This is a genomic window from Sphingobacterium spiritivorum (genome assembly GCF_016725325.1).
GTDB lineage: Bacteria > Bacteroidota > Bacteroidia > Sphingobacteriales > Sphingobacteriaceae > Sphingobacterium.
The window spans coordinates 3,582,380-3,601,699 of record NZ_CP068083.1 but is presented as its reverse complement, the minus strand read 5'-3'; the positions used below and the strand labels follow the sequence as shown (position 1 = coordinate 3,601,699).

The following is a 19,320-nucleotide window of genomic DNA, read 5'->3' as shown; positions in this document are numbered from 1 at the left end:
ATTATTTTTGTGTCAACTGATTCAAGACCTGTCGATATGCCTTTTGAGTATGTTCAAATGTACTGGTATTATGCAACGGTTCCTCTGCCTGAAAAACCTGCTCCGGATATTTACTATGATGCATTAGCCTGGAACGCATTCCCTCCAGATCGCCTAATGTATTTCCAATCGCTTCATTGAAATCAGCTATCATTTCCGATACCCCCCACCCATAATCGTAGTAGTAATTGAGAGGGTGGTTCGTATCTTTTATGGTACTGATACCGAAATAGAACTGCTGCAGTACATCCGCTGTAAAGCTATCAAAGTTTTCAAAATGTCCCGGATGTACAGGTACTTTCAATAATTTCTCATTGATATAGCCCGGAATGCAATGTATTCCTCTTCTCTTTTTCTGTGAAGCTATAATAGCGTCCGGCTCTCTTGTCAAAAAATAAAATGGAACGTCCGGGTACCAGCTCCTTAAAAGATCATAAAAATGAATATGCCAGCTATCCAGCTTTATAAAGTATTTTGTCTGAAAAGCTAATCTTTTCTGCCCCATCAGTTTCACTACAGCTTTGAATAGCTGTTCCTTTAACGGCAACAGCGTAAAGTCAAATTCTTCTATACGTAATATTTCGTCCAGAATAGGTGCTTCCGGTATCACAACATTGCTGTGATCTGTGGCCAAACACTGGGAAAGTAATGTAGACCCGCAGCGCGATACATGAAATACAAATGCAGTAGGTGCTATATTCTCCAGCTCATCTGCTAGCTTCAGAATGTATTCTACAGCACTTTGCGGTTGATATTTTGAACGGTTACGCATATAGATGCGTTGATTTAGGATGGTTTCATCAAAGAAAGATTCCTGAATAATATGATCTGCAAGATCCAGCCAAAGAACTTTCCATTCGTTTTCTTCCCACTTCAGAGAATAAGGGATCCAGTTATACAACATAGCTCAATCTTCCCCTTTTAGTTGTTTGATAATCTCCCTGGCCGTATCGGTATCCATCAGTTCTAACTGAGCGATCATAGCCAACTTTGTTTTTTCATCATATACAGGTTTTTCATATGATGGTATACCGTGCTCCGCAAAGATATCATCCATATATCCATTGCTCTTTCCATCTATCACCAGATGTACCCGTACGGTATCACTTGCATTTTTGATCCAGTGCACTTTGGAAAAATCAATGTACCAGCAACTCCCCTCTTCCAGCTTCATATCTTCTCCATCCACATTAAACTGTACCAATGGATGTGTTACTACAGGAATATGCAGTCTCAAAGCTCCATCCTGATAACGACAGCCCGGATCACGATGTGGTTTGATCTCACTTCCCGGATAGAGTGCCATTAAACGTATACTTTCTTTTTCAAAATTCCAGCTGTCAATAATGGATTTTACATAAGGCATGTGCTGCAATACAGCGGTATCCTGAAAAGTATTATTTCCCGGATGTGAACGGATATCCTCTTCTTTTCCAGATTCGGATCGTAAAGAAATACATTCCCACCGCCCCTGATAATCATTGGTATTAAAGTGATCAGTCCAAACTTCTTTTAAGCAATAAGCAAGTTCCTGCTGCAACTGTGCAACATCATACTGCACATCAAATTTGATAAAGTTTTTCACGTGATATAAAATCAGGTTAATATTATTCGTCTGTCAACGGTGCTGACGAAGGATATGGTACAGCGAATTTAAGTTATTTCAGCCAATAAATAACTATTAGATAGCATAAATAATTACAGCTATATTATCCTTATGCTGACCGCAATATCAAATAGAAAAAAATCTTATGAATATTACTGTGGTAGTAATACAATTTTGGAATAAGACGTCCGGACATCAGTTGTATCTACCAGCGAAAGGTAATCATATCTGATATGCTTTTGATACTTCATAAAGTCATCAAAATCTCTGAGTTCTGATAATTTAAATGCATTATAGTAATGAATATGATCCCGGATTATATAGGCAAGACTATCATCCTCAAAAGCTATATTTTTAGTTTGTGAATAGAAGACATTTGTGTTATCCAAAATATACTGATCTCCGTTTGATAAGCGGATATACATTTTGTATTTTCCCTTTTCTTCTACGCCATCGTGTTTTTCAGCAGAATTTTCCTTCTCTGTAAAATGCTTGTTTATTTTATTAAAAAGGGATGAGTCGATCTGCAGTTTGCCGAGATCTCTGATCTGTTGTGGACTATTCTGCTCTATTTTTTCAAATTCCGGAACTTCTGCTTTATTCGTCAATGTACCTTCATTTTCATAATAAATCTCTATAATATCTTGTTTGGAGACTCCATTACAAGCAGAAAAAGAAGTAATACATAATAAAAGAACAAACAGGAAGAATGTATATTTCATAATTGATATGACTTTATATAATAACAGTAAGCAGCTTAATAGGATTAAAGATAGTTAAAATGACTCTTATGATCTGCAAGATCACAAAAACTTCTACAGTCACAATAAGAATATGCCTGTCAACAACAAAAGCCAAACCGGGTTATCCTGATTTGGCTTTTGAGGCGTTCTCTTTTCTGTTTATTCTTATGAAGTTCAACAGAATGTTATTCTTATAACCTATTTTCAGAGTTTTTCAATAATTTATCTAACTGCAGGCGAATCCGCTTATCTGATGGTCGAAGCGCATTGGCATCTACAATATTTCCCTGCGGATCAAGTAGCAGAAATCTGGGTATCTGCAGAATATTCAGAGCCTGGGATACACTTTTATGATTTTCAGGATCAGCCCAGAGCTGTATACCTTCTAATTTCTTATTATCTACAAAATCTTTCCACTTCTGCTGGTCTTTTTTACTGTCAAACGAGATACTTACGAACGTAATCGGTTTATCCTTATAGTCATGTCGCAAAGAGTCAAGAGCCGGAATCTCCTGAATACATGGGCCACACCAGGTCGCCCAGAAATCAACATAGATATACTGTCCCTTCCATTTGCTCCAGGTGATTTTATCTCCTGTAAGATTTTCAAAAACAGCCTGTGGAGCCGGATTACCTTCCAGCATTCCTTCCAGTTTACCATATTTTTCCCTGACACGTTTTGCCAGATCAGGAAACGGACTTTTTGTACCAAACTTATCGTAGAGTTTTTTCTTAAAATTCCCTGCTAATGCAAAAGCATAATACTCATACAAGGGACGCCCCGATAGTTTAGTAGCCACAAAATCTATATAATCATCATCTGTGTCTGCAAGACGATATTCTTCTTTAAAAAGATAGTCCAGAAAGTAAAAATAAGCGATCCCGTTATCATTTCCGGACTGATCCAGTGATACTTCATTCAGAAAATCATAATAACCTGCAGGAGCTGTATAATTATCTTTTCTATAGCTTTCTCTCATCTTAGGATAAAGAAGTCTGGCCAATATAGCATCGCCGTACAACACCGTTTCGCTGGCCTTTTTGAGTTGTTTGGTCAACTTATGTTTTTGAGCGAAATGGGTTAAGAATTCCTGTCTTTTCCTTCTTCTGTCTTCGACATATTCAAGGTATTGTTCCGGCGAATAGTGGAAGTAGCCAAAATAATTTTTAAGGTGTTTATCTTTATACTGGTTGAAATTCCAGTCTTCCTCATTCAGATACAGACTGTTGTCGGCATATTTACCTGTCAATTTTAATGTACCGGGGATATTCGTTGCATCAACCTGTAAAGTTTGTTTGTCGCCCGGCATCAGATAAAAATAGATCATCTGCGACCGGTTTGTATTACTGGAAACAGTCGTATCCCGGCCATCTCCCTTTTTGAGTACAAATGTTTCCTCTACAGGTGTAGTTCCTAATATCAGAAAAGCACGGGCAGGTCCGTTGATTTCAAATTCAAACCGGAATGTACCGTCTTCCGAAAGCTCTGCATTGATTTTATTTTGTGCAGCCATTACCCTGTACTCCTGCACATTCAGTTCCAGTGTTCCAGCCTTTACTCCTGATATTTTACCGGTCAGCACAGTTTTCCGGGGAGCTGCATTGCTGTTAAAAATTATCGCAATGACACAAATCAGAGATAATAGTATTCTTTTTAACATGATCGTTGGATTGTTTCGCTTATCACGAATAGGATAAAAAGTGTACCGGAAATAATTTCCGGCACACCAAGTTCTTTAGTTTTGTACCAGATTAGGATTGGTACGTAAAGCTACGTCCGGCAAAGGGAAGTAAATAGCTTTTGACTGCCATTTGGGTTTAAGTGCCGGTAATATATCGTCGGCTCTTGTTTTACCCTCCTGTCCGGTTTCACTTGGCCAGCGTCTCAGATCGAGCCAGCGGTGTCCCCACTCCCCGAACAATTCCACACGACGCTCCTGCTCAAGTGCTTTACGTAATGCCCCGGCATCATCGCCCAATGTAAGTCCTTGTAATCCTGCACGCGTACGGATAGCATTAATGTCCTCCTGTGCCAGACTCCATTTATTTTGCATCAGACGTGCCTCTGCACGTATCAGATATTGTTCTCCCAGTCGCAATACCATGGTGTATTCTTTAGCCGGAGTCACTCCTGTACGGATTTTGTATTTGTACGGATAGCGATGCGTCACACCGGCAGCAGTCGTCATACTTCCTACCCAACGGGTTAAACGCTGATCACCATTTTCGAATGCATCATACAGGTATCCCGGAATAAGGCGAAATAGCGGAGCACTGGTCGGTGCTGCAGGAACGATCAGAAATCCTTCCCATGTATTACGGCCACCGGCAGTATTTACAACCTGAAGCTGCCATATTGCTTCCTGATTATTGGCCTGAAATACTTTATCCAGATCTGCTGTCGGCAATAACTTATATTGTGTAGTACCGATAACTTCTCCGGATTCCTTTTCTGCCAGATCCCATTGTTTGGTATAGAGATAAGCACGGGCCAGCAATGCGGAAGCAGCACTTTTATTGGCACGTATACGTTCTCCGTTAGCATCTGCTTTATCTACCTGAGGATAACCCGGAAATAGTTTTTCTTTGGCATCTTTAAGGTCTTCGATAATAGCGGCATAGACTTCTGCCTGAGGTGTTCTGGGTTTAGTATTATTTTCCATCACATTTGTACCCCGAATCAAAGGTACATCACCAAAATAGTTGACCAGATAAAAATAACAGAATGCCCGTAGGAACTTCGCTTCTCCCAGCAACTGGCTTTTAACTTTAGGACTAAGATTTGTAGAAGCTTCCAACCCTTCCACACAGAGATTAGCCTGTGCAATATAAGTATAGGGCTGCGACCACAATGTAGTCACATTAGAATTGGAAGACAGTACAGCATTATTTTTAAATTCATCATATGGTGCTGAAGCTACTGCATAGACAAATTCATCTGCTGACATTGCAGGCAGTATCATTGATAGTACATTGGCAAATTGATAATTCAACTGATTCATGCGGGAAAATACGCCTGTCACAGACGCTGTAGCCGTCTTATCGTCAGAAAAAGCCAGTTCAGAAGGCATCTGATCTTTAGGAGGACCTGCGTCCAAATAGCTTTCACAAGCAGTAAGACTACAGATAATAAAGCCAATAAATATATATAGATATGATCTCATGGTCGTAATTAATAAGTGAAACGAATGCCTAAAGTATAATATTTCAATGGAGGTACTACGTAACCTCTTGTCTCGGGATCAAAACCATCATATCCAGTGATAGTAAACAGATTCTGCCCCTGTGCATACAAACTGATGCGCTGTGTCTTAAGTACTGATAGCAACGAAGTAAAATCATAACTGACCATTACATTCTTTAAGCGGATGAAAGAAGCATCTCCCCATTGTGCGTCGGAATGTCTGTAAAAGGTATTGTATGTCTTATAACCGTCATCTGTTGCTAAAGCTGCAGCTCGTGGAATATCTGTTACATCGCCCTGATTTCTCCAACGTCGCAACGCGGATTTGTCAAAATTGGCCAATGATCCCAGACTCGCAGGCGACATATATCCGAAATTCAGCATCTCTCCTTCTTGTTTTACAAATTGGAGCAGAAAACTTACATCCAGGTTTTTATACCGGAAACTGTTACTCAATCCACCGAAAAACTTAGGAAGATGTGTCCCCAATACATATTGGTCTCCAAGATTATTATCAACTTTTCCATCTCCATTCAGATCCGCAAACTGTGCAAGACCTGTCTGTGGATCTACACCTGTAAACTGAAAACCGAATACAATATCCAGGGGCTGACCAATGGCAAATCGGCCTTCCTCCCCTGACCCTACAAGTCCGGGATAAGCGACCAGTTTATTGCGTGAGATTGTCAGGTTGGCATTTGTTTTCCATTCAAAATCATCCGTTCTGTAATTGGTAGAACCAATTTCAAACTCCCAGCCTCTGTTTTCAACAATACCAGGCATATTAGCCGTATATCCGGAAAACCCGGTTTGTGGAGACAATGTTGAACTGATAAGCTGATTGTCCGATTTATTGTAATAGTGATTGATATTCAGGGTCAGCCGGCTGTTCCAGAAAGCAAGTTCCAGTCCGCCTTCCAACTTACGGTTTCTTTCCCAGCTGTATGTAGGATTGGCAACACGTGTAGGATACAAACCAGCTACTCCTCCATATGGATAATTCAGATAACTCCAGCTATCCATAAATCCATAATCTCCAATCTGATCATTACCTGTGGAACCGTAACTTCCGCGTAACTTTCCGAAATTCATAAACGGAACGGCTTCCTTAAACCAATTTTCTTCTGTAAATACCCATGCAGCGCCTACAGACCCAAAATTACCTACACGTTTGTCCGGACCAAATCGGGATGAGCCATCACGACGGAAGGTTGCATTCAGTATGTATTTGTTATTATAGTTATAGGTAGCACGTGCGAAAGCGGCCTGATATCTGTATTTGGAATAATTGAATGTACGTGGTCGGATTGTCACAGCTGCATTGATATTATCCAGTTGTGAGTCTGAAGTAAAATCTTCTGCCTGTAAAAACTGACCATCCCGTACACTTTGCTGCCATGTAGTACCTGCCAGAACATCAAAAGTCCCCTTTCCGAGTTGGTACGTGTAGCTGGCCTGTGGTTCTATGCTGTACGAAGAGATGCTGCTGTTACCAAAATAGGACATGCTTACGGTAGAGTTTTGCGGATTAAAACTTCTTTTAGGGTACATTTGCAACTGATTCAATGCGGTATGATTATAACCAACCGTAGCAGAAAGATTCAATCCTTTCAACGGGCTGTACCGTATGGTTCCGCTGGACAACAAAGCTTTATTACGGGATTCTGATTTACGATCCAGAAAAGCATATGGATTCTGTATATTTCCATACCAGTAATAATCACCTCCATCATCATAAATTGGCAAATTTGGGGACAGGTTAAAATACTGACTTATGTCGGTAGCCAATGCATCGTTCAAATCGCCTGTGTAATTAGCTGTTGCAGATATAGAAAACTTATTATCACTCGACCTGTGATTGATCGACAACATTCCGGCTCCTTTCTTATATCCATTATTTCCGGGCTGTACAGTAGTTTCATTTCTAAATGTTCCACTCATCAGGAAAGTAGTCAGCTCAGATCCTCCTGAAGCCGAAAAATTAGCTTCCGTAAGTTTACCTGTATTTCCCATTAGCAGCTTTTGCCAGTTCTGATCTTCAGTCTGATTCCATTGGAACAGATCCGGAGTTTCAGGGTCGGGAGTTCCACCGGAATTGGCAAAAGCTTCCCGGCGCAATTCCAGGTATTCAGCAGTACTTAACATTTCCAGATTATTGGATACTTTGCCTGCACCAGTGTAAGCATTAAAACTCACCTGCGTTTTACCTGTCTGTCCTTTTTTTGTGGTAATCAGAATGACTCCATTCGCTCCTCTTGATCCGTATATTGCAGTTGCATCCGCATCTTTGAGCACATCAATCCGTTCGATATCAGCAGGATTAATAGCTGCAAGCGGACTTTGTGAACCGTTATCTCCGGTGAATACATTTAAGGATTCAGAAAAATACGGCACACCATCCACAATATAAAGGGGAGCATTCGCATTTTCATTCAGGGAATTAATACCTCTTAATCTCACATTAAAGGAGGCTCCGGGCAATCCATTGGAACTGTTGACTTCAAGACCTGCAATACGCCCCTGTAAAGCTTCTAAAGGATTGTTTACCGGTGCACGTTGTATAATATCACTGGAAATACCTGCTGTAGATCCGGTACTTACGCGCTTACTTGTAGTACCATAACCGATGACTGTTACTTCATCCAGATTACCCAGATCAGGTTGAAGACGAAGTTCTATTCCTTCAGCAGATGAAGAAGTATAGGCTTGCTCAAGTAACTGATATCCGACATAAGACACAATAAGGACGGGTTGGGTGGAAGATGCTCCTGAAAATTCAAAGTAACCATTTCCGTTGGTTGATGTCACCAGATTAGTTCCTTTCAATCGCACTGTAACTCCGGCCAGTTTATTACCCTTTTCGTCGAGAATATGTCCTTTTACAGGTTGCTGTTGATTGCCCGCTGTAATTTTTTCAGCGCTGTTCCTTTCGGAATTTTCTTTTTTAATAATGATGGTTTGGTTGATCACCTGATATTGTAAATCTGTGTTTTGCAACAGGTCATCCAGGATATCTGCCAGATTGGTACGCTTACCATTTGTCTGAACAGTTTTTTGGTTGACATCACTGCTCATATAGGTAAATCTGATTTTCGTCTGCTTCTCCAGCTGACGAAGTGCATCCTTTAGTTTAAGTGTCTCCGACGGCAGAGAAGCTTTTACATCCCTTAGGTTTTGGGCGTTGGAGCTATAAGCTGCGAAGGTCGTGACACATGTCAGTATAAGGGCTAGTAAGGATATTTTCATTAATAATCTCCCATTGCACTCTTTTGGAATTAAATGCATAATTTTGATAACGATTTAGTATGACGTAACTTGTTTATTGAATCCATGAGCCATCTTCGGGGACCAGCCGGGATGGCTTAATTTCATTATAGGTCTTTCTATTTCATAAGCTGTTTTTATTTAGGTGTTAATAAATGATATAGTTTGTTTTATCTGTTTTCAAACGGCTCTCTGTGAGCGCACACAGGATCTCCAACACTTGCAAAGAGCCACTATCTTTTCGTACGGATAACGTCACAGCTTTGTCTGCAATTTCCTTTTTCTCTAATATTATTTCGATCTGATAGATGCGCTGCAAATCAAGAAGCACAGATGCTATGCTTTCGTCTTCGTATTCCAGATAACCGTCTTTCCAGTTACCCGCCATCTTATCTGTGAGGATATGTTCTTCCATTTGCTGTACTGGTGCTATGACAGGCACTCTTAATTCCTGATCTTTCTGCAATACAGCAAGTAATTTATCATTCTTACTGACTTTTACTTTGCCATTTTTAACTGCTACCATGACATCCTTCATTCCAGGATATGCTTTTACATTAAATTCCGTTCCAACTACTGTTGTACTGATGGTGCCGGTATGTACAATAAATGGCCAGTCAGCAGCTTTATGAACTTCAAAATAGGCTTCGCCGATAAGGGTAACTTCTCTGGGTTTACCTTTCTCAAAATTTTGAGGATATTCCAGACGCGATGATCCGTTCAGCCAGACTGTAGTACCATCTGCCAGATGAAGTACTTTATTCTCATCATTTGCAGCTTCTTTGATAACCTGTACATATTCCCCGTGCTTTTCGCTTTCTCTATGTCCCCATATCCGGTAAACTCCCCAGGAGAAAAACAAGACAACAAGAGCTGCCGACAGACCAACCATCCACCTTTTAATAGAAGATACACCAGATACTTTATCCGTTGTGGATTGGACTCTGTCCCTATCCGGAAGTTCCATAAGATTACCCTCCGCATCAACAAAAGTGAGAGAAGGATCTTCACGCTTCAGCTCCTCATATAATTCTTTAAGTAATATCGATAATTCGTCATCATATTGCGCACTACGAACAATATCAAAAAACTCAACAAGTTCCTGATGGGTAGCATGATTATAAAAATAACGGCGCAGCAAATAACGAATACGTGTCTTCATATGGGGTGTCTCTAAATAAAGACGGAGCAAGCCTGTCTGTGTCCTATCCGAAGAATTAATTTTTCTCCAATAAAATCACAACACGCTGTAAAACAGGAAAATAATTTTTCAGAAAGAAAGGAAATTAGAAAAAACTTTGCGAATGGATTTCATAGCGGCTGATATCTGATTTTTCACCGTATGCCTGGAAATATCAAATTCATCTGCGATTTCCTGATAATTATATCCTTCATCCCGCATCAGATAAATGGCTTTACGTTGTTCCGGAAGATTATCCACAGCCTTACGTAGAATTTCCTTGTATTCTTTGTATTCTACCGGAGGGGGCTGATTATCAACTATATTCTGCATAGATTCCCAGATAGCCTGCCTTAACCTTGCATCAGATGCCACTTTACGGAGATGATCCATAATTTTATTACGAGTCATCGTAAACAGAAAGGATTCTATAGATTTGATTTCGTGGAGCTGTTGCCGGATTTCCCAGAGTTTCAGAAATACATCATGCACAATATCATGTGCAACATGTTCGTCTTTACAGGTATTTAACGATAATCTGAAAAGGGCCTTTTCATAGGTATAGAAAACATCATTGAACAACAATCGCAAAGGTTCTTCTTCCTTTGCACGATACGTATCCCGTGATTTATTTTCATCTGACCTTTTCCCTGTTGACATAATCAAAACAAAAATAGACAATTGTTTAAAATCAATCAACATCAACCCTTAAAAGATTAAATTATATCAAAACAAACAAAGTTTAGCCTGTAATTTTACAATTATATACTTTAATCGGCTCCTTAATAAAAATAATATTCTGTTATTCACATCTGCTTTTCACTTCCTAAACCGTGAATAAAGGGTATATTCGTGGTTGATCTGAATACTATAGCATGAAAGAAGGGAAACAAAAACATTGGTCAATAGTCGAATATCTGCATGAAACCGTGACCAATACCAATATTCATATAAAAGGCACGAAAAGTTATTACAGTGCTGCATGGACAGGATCTTTTGAAGAATCTGTCGTGCGTTATCTCTATGGAGATACCTACAGTCTAAAAACCTGGGAACCACAGTGGAAAATTGATCAGCTCTATATCGGTAATTACGTATGCATCGGAGCGGAAGTCATTATCCTGATGGGTGGTAATAATACTCACCGTTCGGATTGGTTTAGCTTATATCCTTTTGTCGAAACATTGGAAACATCATATAAAACAAAAGGAGATACACATATCTGTGACGGAGCGTGGCTGGGCATACGATCGGTCATCATGCCGGGTATTCGTATTGGTGAAGGCGCTATTGTGGCCGCAGGAGCTATTGTTACTAAAGACGTAGCGCCCTATAGCATTGTCGGAGGAAATCCTGCAAAACTGATCGGTTACAGGTTTCCGGAAGAAACAATAGCAAAACTATTAGATATGCAATTGTACTCCTGGCCGGAAGAAAAGTTTGAAGCACTGAAATCTTACATCTGTGCTAGTGATATTGATCAATTGGTGAAAGCGGAGCAGGAATATAATCTCTAATACGATTGCACTATGAAAATACCTGTCATACACGGCTATATTGAAAGAAGATTGCTTATCAATTATACTGCAGATCCTGAAATTATATCAGGTATCTTACCAACCCCATTCAGACCCAAACTTTATAAAGGAAAAGCGATTGTGGGTATATGTCTGATTCGATTAAAACATATAAAACCAAAAGGACTCCCTGATATTTTAGGCATAGGATCCGAAAATGCTGCACATAGAATTGCTGTCGAATGGGATGAAGGAGATATTATTAAAGAAGGAGTATATATCCCCAGACGGGACACTTCTTCAAGGATTAATTCGATAGCAGGTGGGAGAATATTTCCGGGAAAACATCACCTTGCAACGTTTGAAGTTAAAGAAAACCTGCACGCTTATCATATTGACATCTTAAGTTCAGATCAGACCTCTGTATCTATCTCCGCAGAAATTGCGTCTGCTTTTACTAAAGAGTCGATATTCGGTACACTGGATGAAGTTGCTGATTTTTTTGAAAAGGGATGTGATGGATATTCTCCCAATGGGAAAGGTTTTGACGGATTACGGCTTCACACGTATCAATGGAAGGTAACACCTCTTACAGTAGGACAGGTATCGTCCAGCTTTTTTGAAAATCAGAGCATATTTCCAGAAAACAGTATTCGTTTTGACAATGCAATCTTAATGGAAAATATTGAGCATGAATGGCACTCTTTACCAGTCAAAATAAAGTAAATCACATTTCATCTTTAAAGAAAGTCTTATCTTGGTACAAACGGGGTAAATCCATTTCTATCTTGGTACAAGCGGCACGCCTGCACCAGCTTTTGAGGAAGAAAGCAGCTTTGCTAAAAGACTAATCCGCTGTACGGAACATACCGAACAATTTTTTGCTGGCTGTCACTAAAGCCACTACGAGAAGCCCTGCTATCAATCCGATTGATACTTCTTTTACAATGGATGGAACATTCGGAGCTATATGATGTAAATAGTCTATATTATGAACAAAAATCCCACCTGATACTAGGATTAAGGCTACCGTACCTACTACAGCAAGACATTTGATAATAATCGGAAGTGAACTCACCAGCAACTGGCCTACTTTGGACAAGAAACCTTTATTGTTAGAATGTTTGATGAGTTTATAACCGGCATCATCCATTCTCACAATCAGTGCAACGATACCATATACCCCGACTGTAGCCAGAATAGCAACAACAGAAACAGTTATAATCTGCAGTGTCAGACTTCTGTCCAATACTGTACCCAAGGCTATAATGACAATCTCTACGGAAAGAATAAAATCTGTTGTAACTGCAGATTTTATTTTAGCTTTTTCAAAATCCCCATTATTCTCCTGCCTTTCTTCAATGACTTCATGGCCTTTTTTGGAACGATGAAAAAAGTATTCAATAATTTTTTCTACTCCTTCATAAGCCAGATAAAATCCGCCCAAAACTAGTATAAACTTAATCGCTACCGGAAAAAACACATTAAGAAGCAAAGCAATGGGAACTATTATGAGTTTATTGATAAAGGATCCCTTTGTGATTGCCCATAGTACGGGCAATTCGCGTGAAGATAGAAACCCTGTCGCTTTTTCTGCGTTGACAGCCAGATCATCTCCTAATATTCCTGCAGTTTTTTGTGTAGCTATTTTACTGGTTACTGCTACATCGTCCATTAAAGCAGCTATATCATCCAAAATCGCAAAAATACCTGATGCCATGTGTTATATTTTAGTTGTACGGGTATAAAAATATAAATTAAATTCATACAACCCGTAATCTGTTTTTTCTTTCTTTCCGGAACAAAATTTCATTGCAAATGTTATTATGTACAATGAAGACTTTGATCAGTTTCCTTTTGAGTTTTATTCTGATACCCGTAGACGCTCAGACTGGTGTGTATCGTCTCAGCAATAAAAACGGGGCATCCTGTACAATAGCAGTCCGCAAGAATAATTCGCAAATAACAGGAGATGTATTTGCGTGGTGGAATACTCCGTCGGGTACACACGGCACATTTAGTGGTCAGGGTACATTGAAAAATAATGTATGCCTGCTGACCTCACAGGAGCAAAGTTCTTGCAAAATAAAACTTGACTTCGAAAAGAACAGCCTGAACGCAGTTTTTTATGATTGTATTGCTGAAAATCTGCCGGAAGATTTTAAAGGTAATTATCAGAAAATAACAACTCAAATACCTGGAGATTACCTGATCAAAACAGATAAAGCTTACTTTTATAAAGTGACCAAAAGTAATTCCCGCCTTCAGACTTATCTCCTAAAAGGTGACAAGGTACATATCGATCTTGAGAATATAATAGATGATAAATGGGTATTCATTAATTATACAAACACTTCAGGAAAAACTTCCAGCGGCTACATGCTTTGGCAGGAAATTAAGACATATCCCTGAAGACTGAAACTTACTGAGGACCTTCATTATCAAAGTCAAACGATTTTTTAATTGCCCCCCTCACGTTGATCTGACTTCCTCTGAGTAGTTCCGGATTCACCTTTCCTTGTTTTGAGGCATTAAATTTCAATATTAAGAAGCTGATTGTAGATGTAGAATCCGAAAAATAAGATACCGGAACGGTAAAATTACCATCTGCCGGTATCTTACGGATTTCTTCTTCACTATACTCGTGTATTTGTTCCAGAGGAGTAGATTTCTTGAGAAGGACACTTTTTGAAACGGACAACTCATGTATTTCTTTCAGATTATTCCATTTTATGTGAAAATCTTTCTCCCGATCAGTCTGTTTATCTGTAACAATATCTTCCTCATTTACTTCCGGAATAAGAGCTACACTGCCTAATGCGTACCATTTACCACTTAGATTTATTATCAGGTGATACCCTTTATCAACAGGAATATCAGTACTGTAATATCTGGTCTCATTAGTATAATATAAGCCTTGTCTTTTCTGAAGCTCAAGATCTACCCCATTAAGTTTGATCTGCACACTATCATTGCTAATGATATCGCCATTTTTGTCAAATAGTTTTACAGAGATTTCATTCTCATTTTTATCTGTAAGGTTTTGTGATATAGCAATATCCGCTCCTATCCATGAAAGATCTGTGATTCTTTCCTTTGACAATTTTGAACCATTACAGGACATAAACAACAAAAGACTGAAAATCAGACAAAAAAGTGATATAAGTTTTCTGTGCTTATTTTTGTGTAGGGTCATATCAGCATTTCTTTGTCAACAAAGCATATTATCAATGGATCTAAAATTAGTGATTTTGCCTGATGAATGATATATACACATATAAATTTCATAAAACTAAGAGCTCTTAAATCTGCTGCTCATAACGTATCTAAGATAAATCTGAAAATGATATTTTATACTTTGGAAGTCTGTTGCGATTTCCTTAAATACCTCATATACAACACTAATCCTAAAAATGCAAAAATCAATACGACAGGAAGAATCAATGTCACCTGAAGTACTTCCGGACCCGCGAGGTTCCTGGCTGTTGCAAATGCAGTAGCTTCCACTGAGCCCTCCACCGCAGTACTGTATTCCTGAAGATCTGCTCCTTCAGGTAAATGTCTGATGATCAAACCATCATAAAAATTACCCATAAAGATCGTATATAGAGATACGGCAAACATACCAGCTCCACCTAAAAGGTTAATTCCCAGTGCACCCGATTTAGGAATATTTTCCGCCACAAAACCAATCATTGTTGGCCAGAAATAACATACCCCAATACCAAATATAAGTGCAGCAAAAAACACAGAATTTCCGGACAATGTACTTAACAGATATAATCCGAGAGCTGCAAAAACAGCTGAAAACAGTAAAACTCCCTGAGGAGCCAGCTTTTTTACAATGGGTTTTGCAAAAGCTCGTCCCACTACCATAATACCTGTTGTAATTGTCAACAGTAAAATGGCATTGTCGGTCACATTCTTTAGCAAAAGGCTGATCCACTGGCCTGTGAATAGCTCTGTTATAGCGGTCATAAACATACAGACAAACATGAATAAAAATAAGGGACTGAAAACAGCTTTATACATATCTGCACTAGAATAGCCGGAAGATACGCGCTCCGTTACCGGAAACTCAAGTTTTAAGAAAAGGTAACCATAAATTAAAGTTGGGATCAGCATAGTGGCGACCTGAAATTGCCAGCCTATTCCCAGATGAACAAATAATGTCACCAACAGTGTTCCTATGACAATCCCTCCGGGAAACCACAAATGAAAATAATTAAGACGTGTCGTTTTTTCTTCCGGATACAATGCTGCCACTAAAGGATTACAGGCTGCTTCTACTGTTCCATTGGCAATACCAATCAATAGTGTCGAGAAAAACAAACTCCAATATCCCTGTGCGAATATGGTCAACACAATTCCTGTTAAATGGAATAAAAATGCCATGACCAGTAGACGCTTCATTCCGATGATATCTACTACAAAACCACCGACTACAATAGCAAGCGGGAATCCCCAGAATGCAGTAGCTGTAATCGTTCCGAGTTGTGTAGCATTTAACTGGAAATCTATGCCTAATTGATTCATCATTCCGGCGCGTATGCCAAAGGAAAGAGAAGTGACCAGTAAAGCCAGACAACTGGCCGTAAAAAGTTTGGTTGATTTAATAGTGCTCATAATTAGTTGTGATTAAGTTGAAGTGAAATTACAAATTTCCACAACGATTTCATTCTACAGTAAGTAAACTTTAATCACTTTATTGAAAAATATTTTTCAATAAAAACTCAACCACGAAACAAAAAGGACTTAGAAGAAATATCTTAAGAAAGATCTCTAAATGAGACTCAGATATAAACAGACTGTTTGAGAAGGACGAAACTTCTATTTTTTTAGTTGTTTACGAACACCTATGTACAAAAGTATAAGTGTAAAAAGGAGTATAAATTCTGCTGTTATCGTATAAATATCCTGATCACTCCAATGTTTTGTAAGTACAAAATCATCATATATGGCTTGTTTTATCCTCAGCTTCTCAGGAAAATCCGGAGGCATATCGTCCATCCCAAGAGGGGATTCAAAATACAGCTGTACCGTCGGGCGGTACTTTAAGAAAACACTATATTCATTGAACTCATCATCTTTACTTATTCCGACCATAAGCCAGACAATCACGACTAATAACAATGCAACAAGAAGATAAGCATTAATACCCTTATTTTTCTTTTGTGACATGCAGAATGGTTTTAATTTGTTTTTCAAATTCATCCGAATCACTCTCCGGATCATCCTCAAATGCATCTCCCAACTGATGAATAACATTGTCTTTGTCAATTCTATAAAGGATAAAATAGTTTTTCCCGGCATAAGCATAACTCAGAATAACATTATATTCAGGGAGATATTGGGCATTTGGTATCACTTCAAATCCGGGGACTTTCACCAGAGTATGTTTCTGCGGATCTTTTATATACAAATAGTATAATTCATTTGCTCCCCGTGCTCCGGTACCACCGTAGATAAGCACGTCTTCCAAACCGTCGCCATTGAAATCTTCAGACCAAAACTCAATCCATTCAGGCAGAGAAAGAAGTTCTTTCCATAATACGGTAGTTTTATTATCTGATTGTTTTTGTATGTATAATACTGTATCCTCAGCATCCGGATCAAGTGCAACCCTGACAGAAAGAACATAAGAACTATCCTCAAAAGGATAATAATCCAATACGGTATCCGCACTGACATTTATCAAATGATTGTTAACAGATGTGCCCTTACTGGTGAAACGTGTATAGTTGTTTACAGTACTTGCAGAAGCACATATAAATAAAAATAAAACACTTAAGAGAACCGGGAACTTTCGCATAATTTTTCTTAGCTAAGATTTTAATTCTGCCAGATAATATAAGTAAGTAACTTTATCAGCGTTATTTTCCTTACTGACAACACGCGCTTTCACGATAATAGTATGGTCATCTTTCCATCTGACTTCTTCTACTGCCCAGTCTTTGGTCTGAAAGCTCATCTTCTCCGATAACAGTTTTTCCGGAGCAGCTGTTTTATTGACATGTAGTATCCCCAAAAAGCAGCTGTTATTTTCATATATATAATTATAATAATACAGCAGATAATTTTCTTCAGGAGATGGTACAGGAACTTCTACAGCATCATCACCGATCGAAACAATAGCATACTGATATCCGCTTATACTATCTATGAGTATTCTGTCACTGAATCCTATATGCTCAGCTACATGTATACTATTCACCACATACATCCCTAATCCGGAAAAATAACCGGAATACTCATAACCTTTAAAATCTTCTTTGGCCCTGTCCGTATACTTCTGCAATCTGACGATTCCTTGCTTTGTAGGCAATAGCATATTCCCTTTCTCTTCCTTCAAAACTAAAGAAGTCGGCTTTATGGCTGGCTTGCATAAGTCATATTCTTCCTTTGTCGATTTTTTAAATTTGATCGTCGGCAGATTATCATAAGTATCTGCATATCCTACAGCTATCTCATTTTTCTTCTGCGCCTGAGCAGTCAGGGATATCAGTAACAATAAAATTAAAATCCTCATATTACTTAACTTTTTGTTTTAGAGTATAGTATATCTGCCCGTTTAATCGAATCAAATCAAAATTCATGCCTCTGCATACAAAATATTCAACTCTCTGTTCAGCACATTCTTCTCCTCCCCTGTTATGACTATATACTTGGTCTATCTTGAAACGCACAGTATCGCTTCCATACGCAACGGAATAGTATCGTGTACCGTTCCATCTTACACTATCTTGATTTGTGCATTGAATTTTAGATGTTTTGTAAAAATGATCTGTTTTAAGTTGATCCTGATCAGGAGTTATTATACTAATACTCCATTCGTTAGGAGCAGAAAGACTGTTAGCACTGCGAAAATTCTTATTTCCGTCCAATACCCAGGTGGTCAATTCCTTATTATTTCCTGATCTGATGCATCCGTTTTCAAATGTAAATGGGCCATCTGCGGCAGAAAATTGCGTATCTATATCCAGATTGGCTATAATCTTTCCTTCTTTGTCCACCTTATAGCTTTTATGCAACGGAGGATTTTTATTTGAACTCTCGGCTAAAACGTTAATAATAAGCTCTTTTTTTTCCGGTAAAAAATAAGGCTCACTTGCATGATGCTGTGTCCCTGCATCCAGCAGCAACTTTACTTCCACCCCATCCAGATCAAACTGATTATCTAAAGTTTGGTACAACATAAATCTTGTATCCAGATCAGGTTGCTTGATAAGTTTAGTCCAATACAGCAAAAAAATAGTGACGACAAATACTCCGGCAACACCTAATGCAAACTTTATATTACTGTAAAATAACACATTAACGTTCAGCTTTTGCAACTGAAAGGGCCACGACAACCCAATTGCCAGAATAATACTGACACCTGCTATATAAGGAAGATGTAGTCGTAAAAAATGCTTTAATAATGCGGTAAACTGATAGGAATAGCCAAAGCTGCCGATATAAAATATTCCATACCCTAACCAAAACAGCAATAGCAAAACCAGAAAAGGTTGTAAAAAACGAAATATAAGGTGAGGATAAATAATCTCTGATGCAACCAGATGAGCGGCTAATCTCACCATACCTGCACATAACAGAACGACGACAATACCAGCAATCCATCCCAATACTGCCGTCCCAAAACTCAAGAATGTCAGTTGCTGATTCGCATAATACCAATACGTAAAAGTCAGAATAAGCAATGACAAAATCACAGCCTTGATATTAGCCGGAGACATCAGGTTTTCCATTTGATTAGTTAAAAGTTTAATAAAGATAAGTGCTATCCT

The 19,320-nt window shown here is 38.8% G+C and carries 18 protein-coding genes; 3 read left to right on the top strand and 15 right to left on the bottom strand.

Going from position 1 to position 19,320, the window contains the following annotated elements:
• Position 1: 1 nt before the first annotated feature.
• The 8 genes from I6J02_RS15075 to I6J02_RS15040 all read right to left on the bottom strand — a co-directional run bounded on the left by I6J02_RS15075 (position 2) and on the right by I6J02_RS15040 (position 10,676).
• Entirely contained in the window at positions 2-943 is a 942-nt protein-coding gene (locus I6J02_RS15075) for a hypothetical protein (RefSeq protein ID WP_201678671.1), read from the bottom strand.
• A 3-nt stretch (positions 944-946) separates the two neighbouring features.
• Positions 947-1,624, bottom strand: coding sequence for an aspartyl/asparaginyl beta-hydroxylase domain-containing protein (locus I6J02_RS15070; protein ID WP_201678670.1), 678 nt, complete (start codon positions 1,622-1,624; stop codon positions 947-949).
• A gap of 173 nt (positions 1,625-1,797) precedes the next feature.
• A complete protein-coding gene (locus tag I6J02_RS15065; protein WP_201678669.1) occupies positions 1,798-2,367 on the bottom strand; it encodes a hypothetical protein in 570 nt (189 codons plus the stop codon).
• A gap of 212 nt (positions 2,368-2,579) precedes the next feature.
• Complete coding sequence (locus I6J02_RS15060) at positions 2,580-4,049, bottom strand: TlpA family protein disulfide reductase (protein ID WP_201678668.1); 1,470 nt, start codon at positions 4,047-4,049, stop codon at positions 2,580-2,582.
• Between the two features lie 75 nt (positions 4,050-4,124).
• Positions 4,125-5,552, bottom strand: a complete 1,428-nt coding sequence (locus I6J02_RS15055; RefSeq protein ID WP_201678667.1) for a RagB/SusD family nutrient uptake outer membrane protein — start codon at positions 5,550-5,552, stop codon at positions 4,125-4,127.
• 8 nt (positions 5,553-5,560) lie between these two features.
• Positions 5,561-8,818, bottom strand: coding sequence for a TonB-dependent receptor (locus I6J02_RS15050; RefSeq protein ID WP_236581997.1), 3,258 nt, complete (start codon positions 8,816-8,818; stop codon positions 5,561-5,563).
• Between the two features lie 166 nt (positions 8,819-8,984).
• Positions 8,985-9,998 (bottom strand): FecR family protein, encoded by a 1,014-nt coding sequence (locus I6J02_RS15045; protein ID WP_201678665.1) that lies wholly within the window; start codon positions 9,996-9,998, stop codon positions 8,985-8,987.
• Between the two features lie 108 nt (positions 9,999-10,106).
• Entirely contained in the window at positions 10,107-10,676 is a 570-nt protein-coding gene (locus tag I6J02_RS15040) for an RNA polymerase sigma-70 factor (protein ID WP_201678664.1), read from the bottom strand.
• Between the two features lie 215 nt (positions 10,677-10,891).
• Between I6J02_RS15040 and I6J02_RS15035 the strand changes: the two genes are divergently transcribed.
• Both I6J02_RS15035 and I6J02_RS15030 read left to right on the top strand, forming a co-directional pair.
• Positions 10,892-11,533, top strand: a complete 642-nt coding sequence (locus I6J02_RS15035) for a CatB-related O-acetyltransferase (RefSeq protein ID WP_201678663.1) — start codon at positions 10,892-10,894, stop codon at positions 11,531-11,533.
• A gap of 12 nt (positions 11,534-11,545) precedes the next feature.
• Positions 11,546-12,259 (top strand): DUF2071 domain-containing protein, encoded by a 714-nt coding sequence (locus I6J02_RS15030; RefSeq protein ID WP_201678662.1) that lies wholly within the window; start codon positions 11,546-11,548, stop codon positions 12,257-12,259.
• Between the two features lie 121 nt (positions 12,260-12,380).
• Here I6J02_RS15030 and I6J02_RS15025 read toward each other — a convergent pair whose 3' ends face one another.
• Complete coding sequence (locus I6J02_RS15025; protein WP_201678661.1) at positions 12,381-13,253, bottom strand: DUF808 domain-containing protein; 873 nt, start codon at positions 13,251-13,253, stop codon at positions 12,381-12,383.
• A gap of 113 nt (positions 13,254-13,366) precedes the next feature.
• Between I6J02_RS15025 and I6J02_RS15020 the strand changes: the two genes are divergently transcribed.
• Positions 13,367-13,945 (top strand): hypothetical protein, encoded by a 579-nt coding sequence (locus I6J02_RS15020; RefSeq protein ID WP_201678660.1) that lies wholly within the window; start codon positions 13,367-13,369, stop codon positions 13,943-13,945.
• Between the two features lie 10 nt (positions 13,946-13,955).
• On the opposite strand, the gene I6J02_RS15015 is transcribed toward I6J02_RS15020, so the two are convergent.
• The 6 genes from I6J02_RS15015 to I6J02_RS14990 all read right to left on the bottom strand — a co-directional run bounded on the left by I6J02_RS15015 (position 13,956) and on the right by I6J02_RS14990 (position 19,281).
• Positions 13,956-14,636, bottom strand: a complete 681-nt coding sequence (locus tag I6J02_RS15015; RefSeq protein WP_201678659.1) for a hypothetical protein — start codon at positions 14,634-14,636, stop codon at positions 13,956-13,958.
• 248 nt (positions 14,637-14,884) lie between these two features.
• Positions 14,885-16,159 (bottom strand): MFS transporter, encoded by a 1,275-nt coding sequence (locus I6J02_RS15010; protein WP_201678658.1) that lies wholly within the window; start codon positions 16,157-16,159, stop codon positions 14,885-14,887.
• A gap of 204 nt (positions 16,160-16,363) precedes the next feature.
• Positions 16,364-16,714, bottom strand: coding sequence for a hypothetical protein (locus I6J02_RS15005; RefSeq protein ID WP_201678657.1), 351 nt, complete (start codon positions 16,712-16,714; stop codon positions 16,364-16,366).
• Positions 16,695-17,345, bottom strand: coding sequence for an XAC2610-related protein (locus tag I6J02_RS15000; RefSeq protein ID WP_201678656.1), 651 nt, complete (start codon positions 17,343-17,345; stop codon positions 16,695-16,697). The genes I6J02_RS15005 and I6J02_RS15000 overlap by 20 nt, the downstream gene beginning before the upstream one ends.
• A gap of 12 nt (positions 17,346-17,357) precedes the next feature.
• On the bottom strand, positions 17,358-18,062 hold the full coding sequence (locus I6J02_RS14995) for a hypothetical protein (RefSeq protein ID WP_201678655.1): 705 nt from the start codon (positions 18,060-18,062) through the stop codon (positions 17,358-17,360).
• Between the two features lies 1 nt (position 18,063).
• Positions 18,064-19,281 (bottom strand): hypothetical protein, encoded by a 1,218-nt coding sequence (locus I6J02_RS14990; protein WP_201678654.1) that lies wholly within the window; start codon positions 19,279-19,281, stop codon positions 18,064-18,066.
• Positions 19,282-19,320 lie beyond the last annotated feature (39 nt).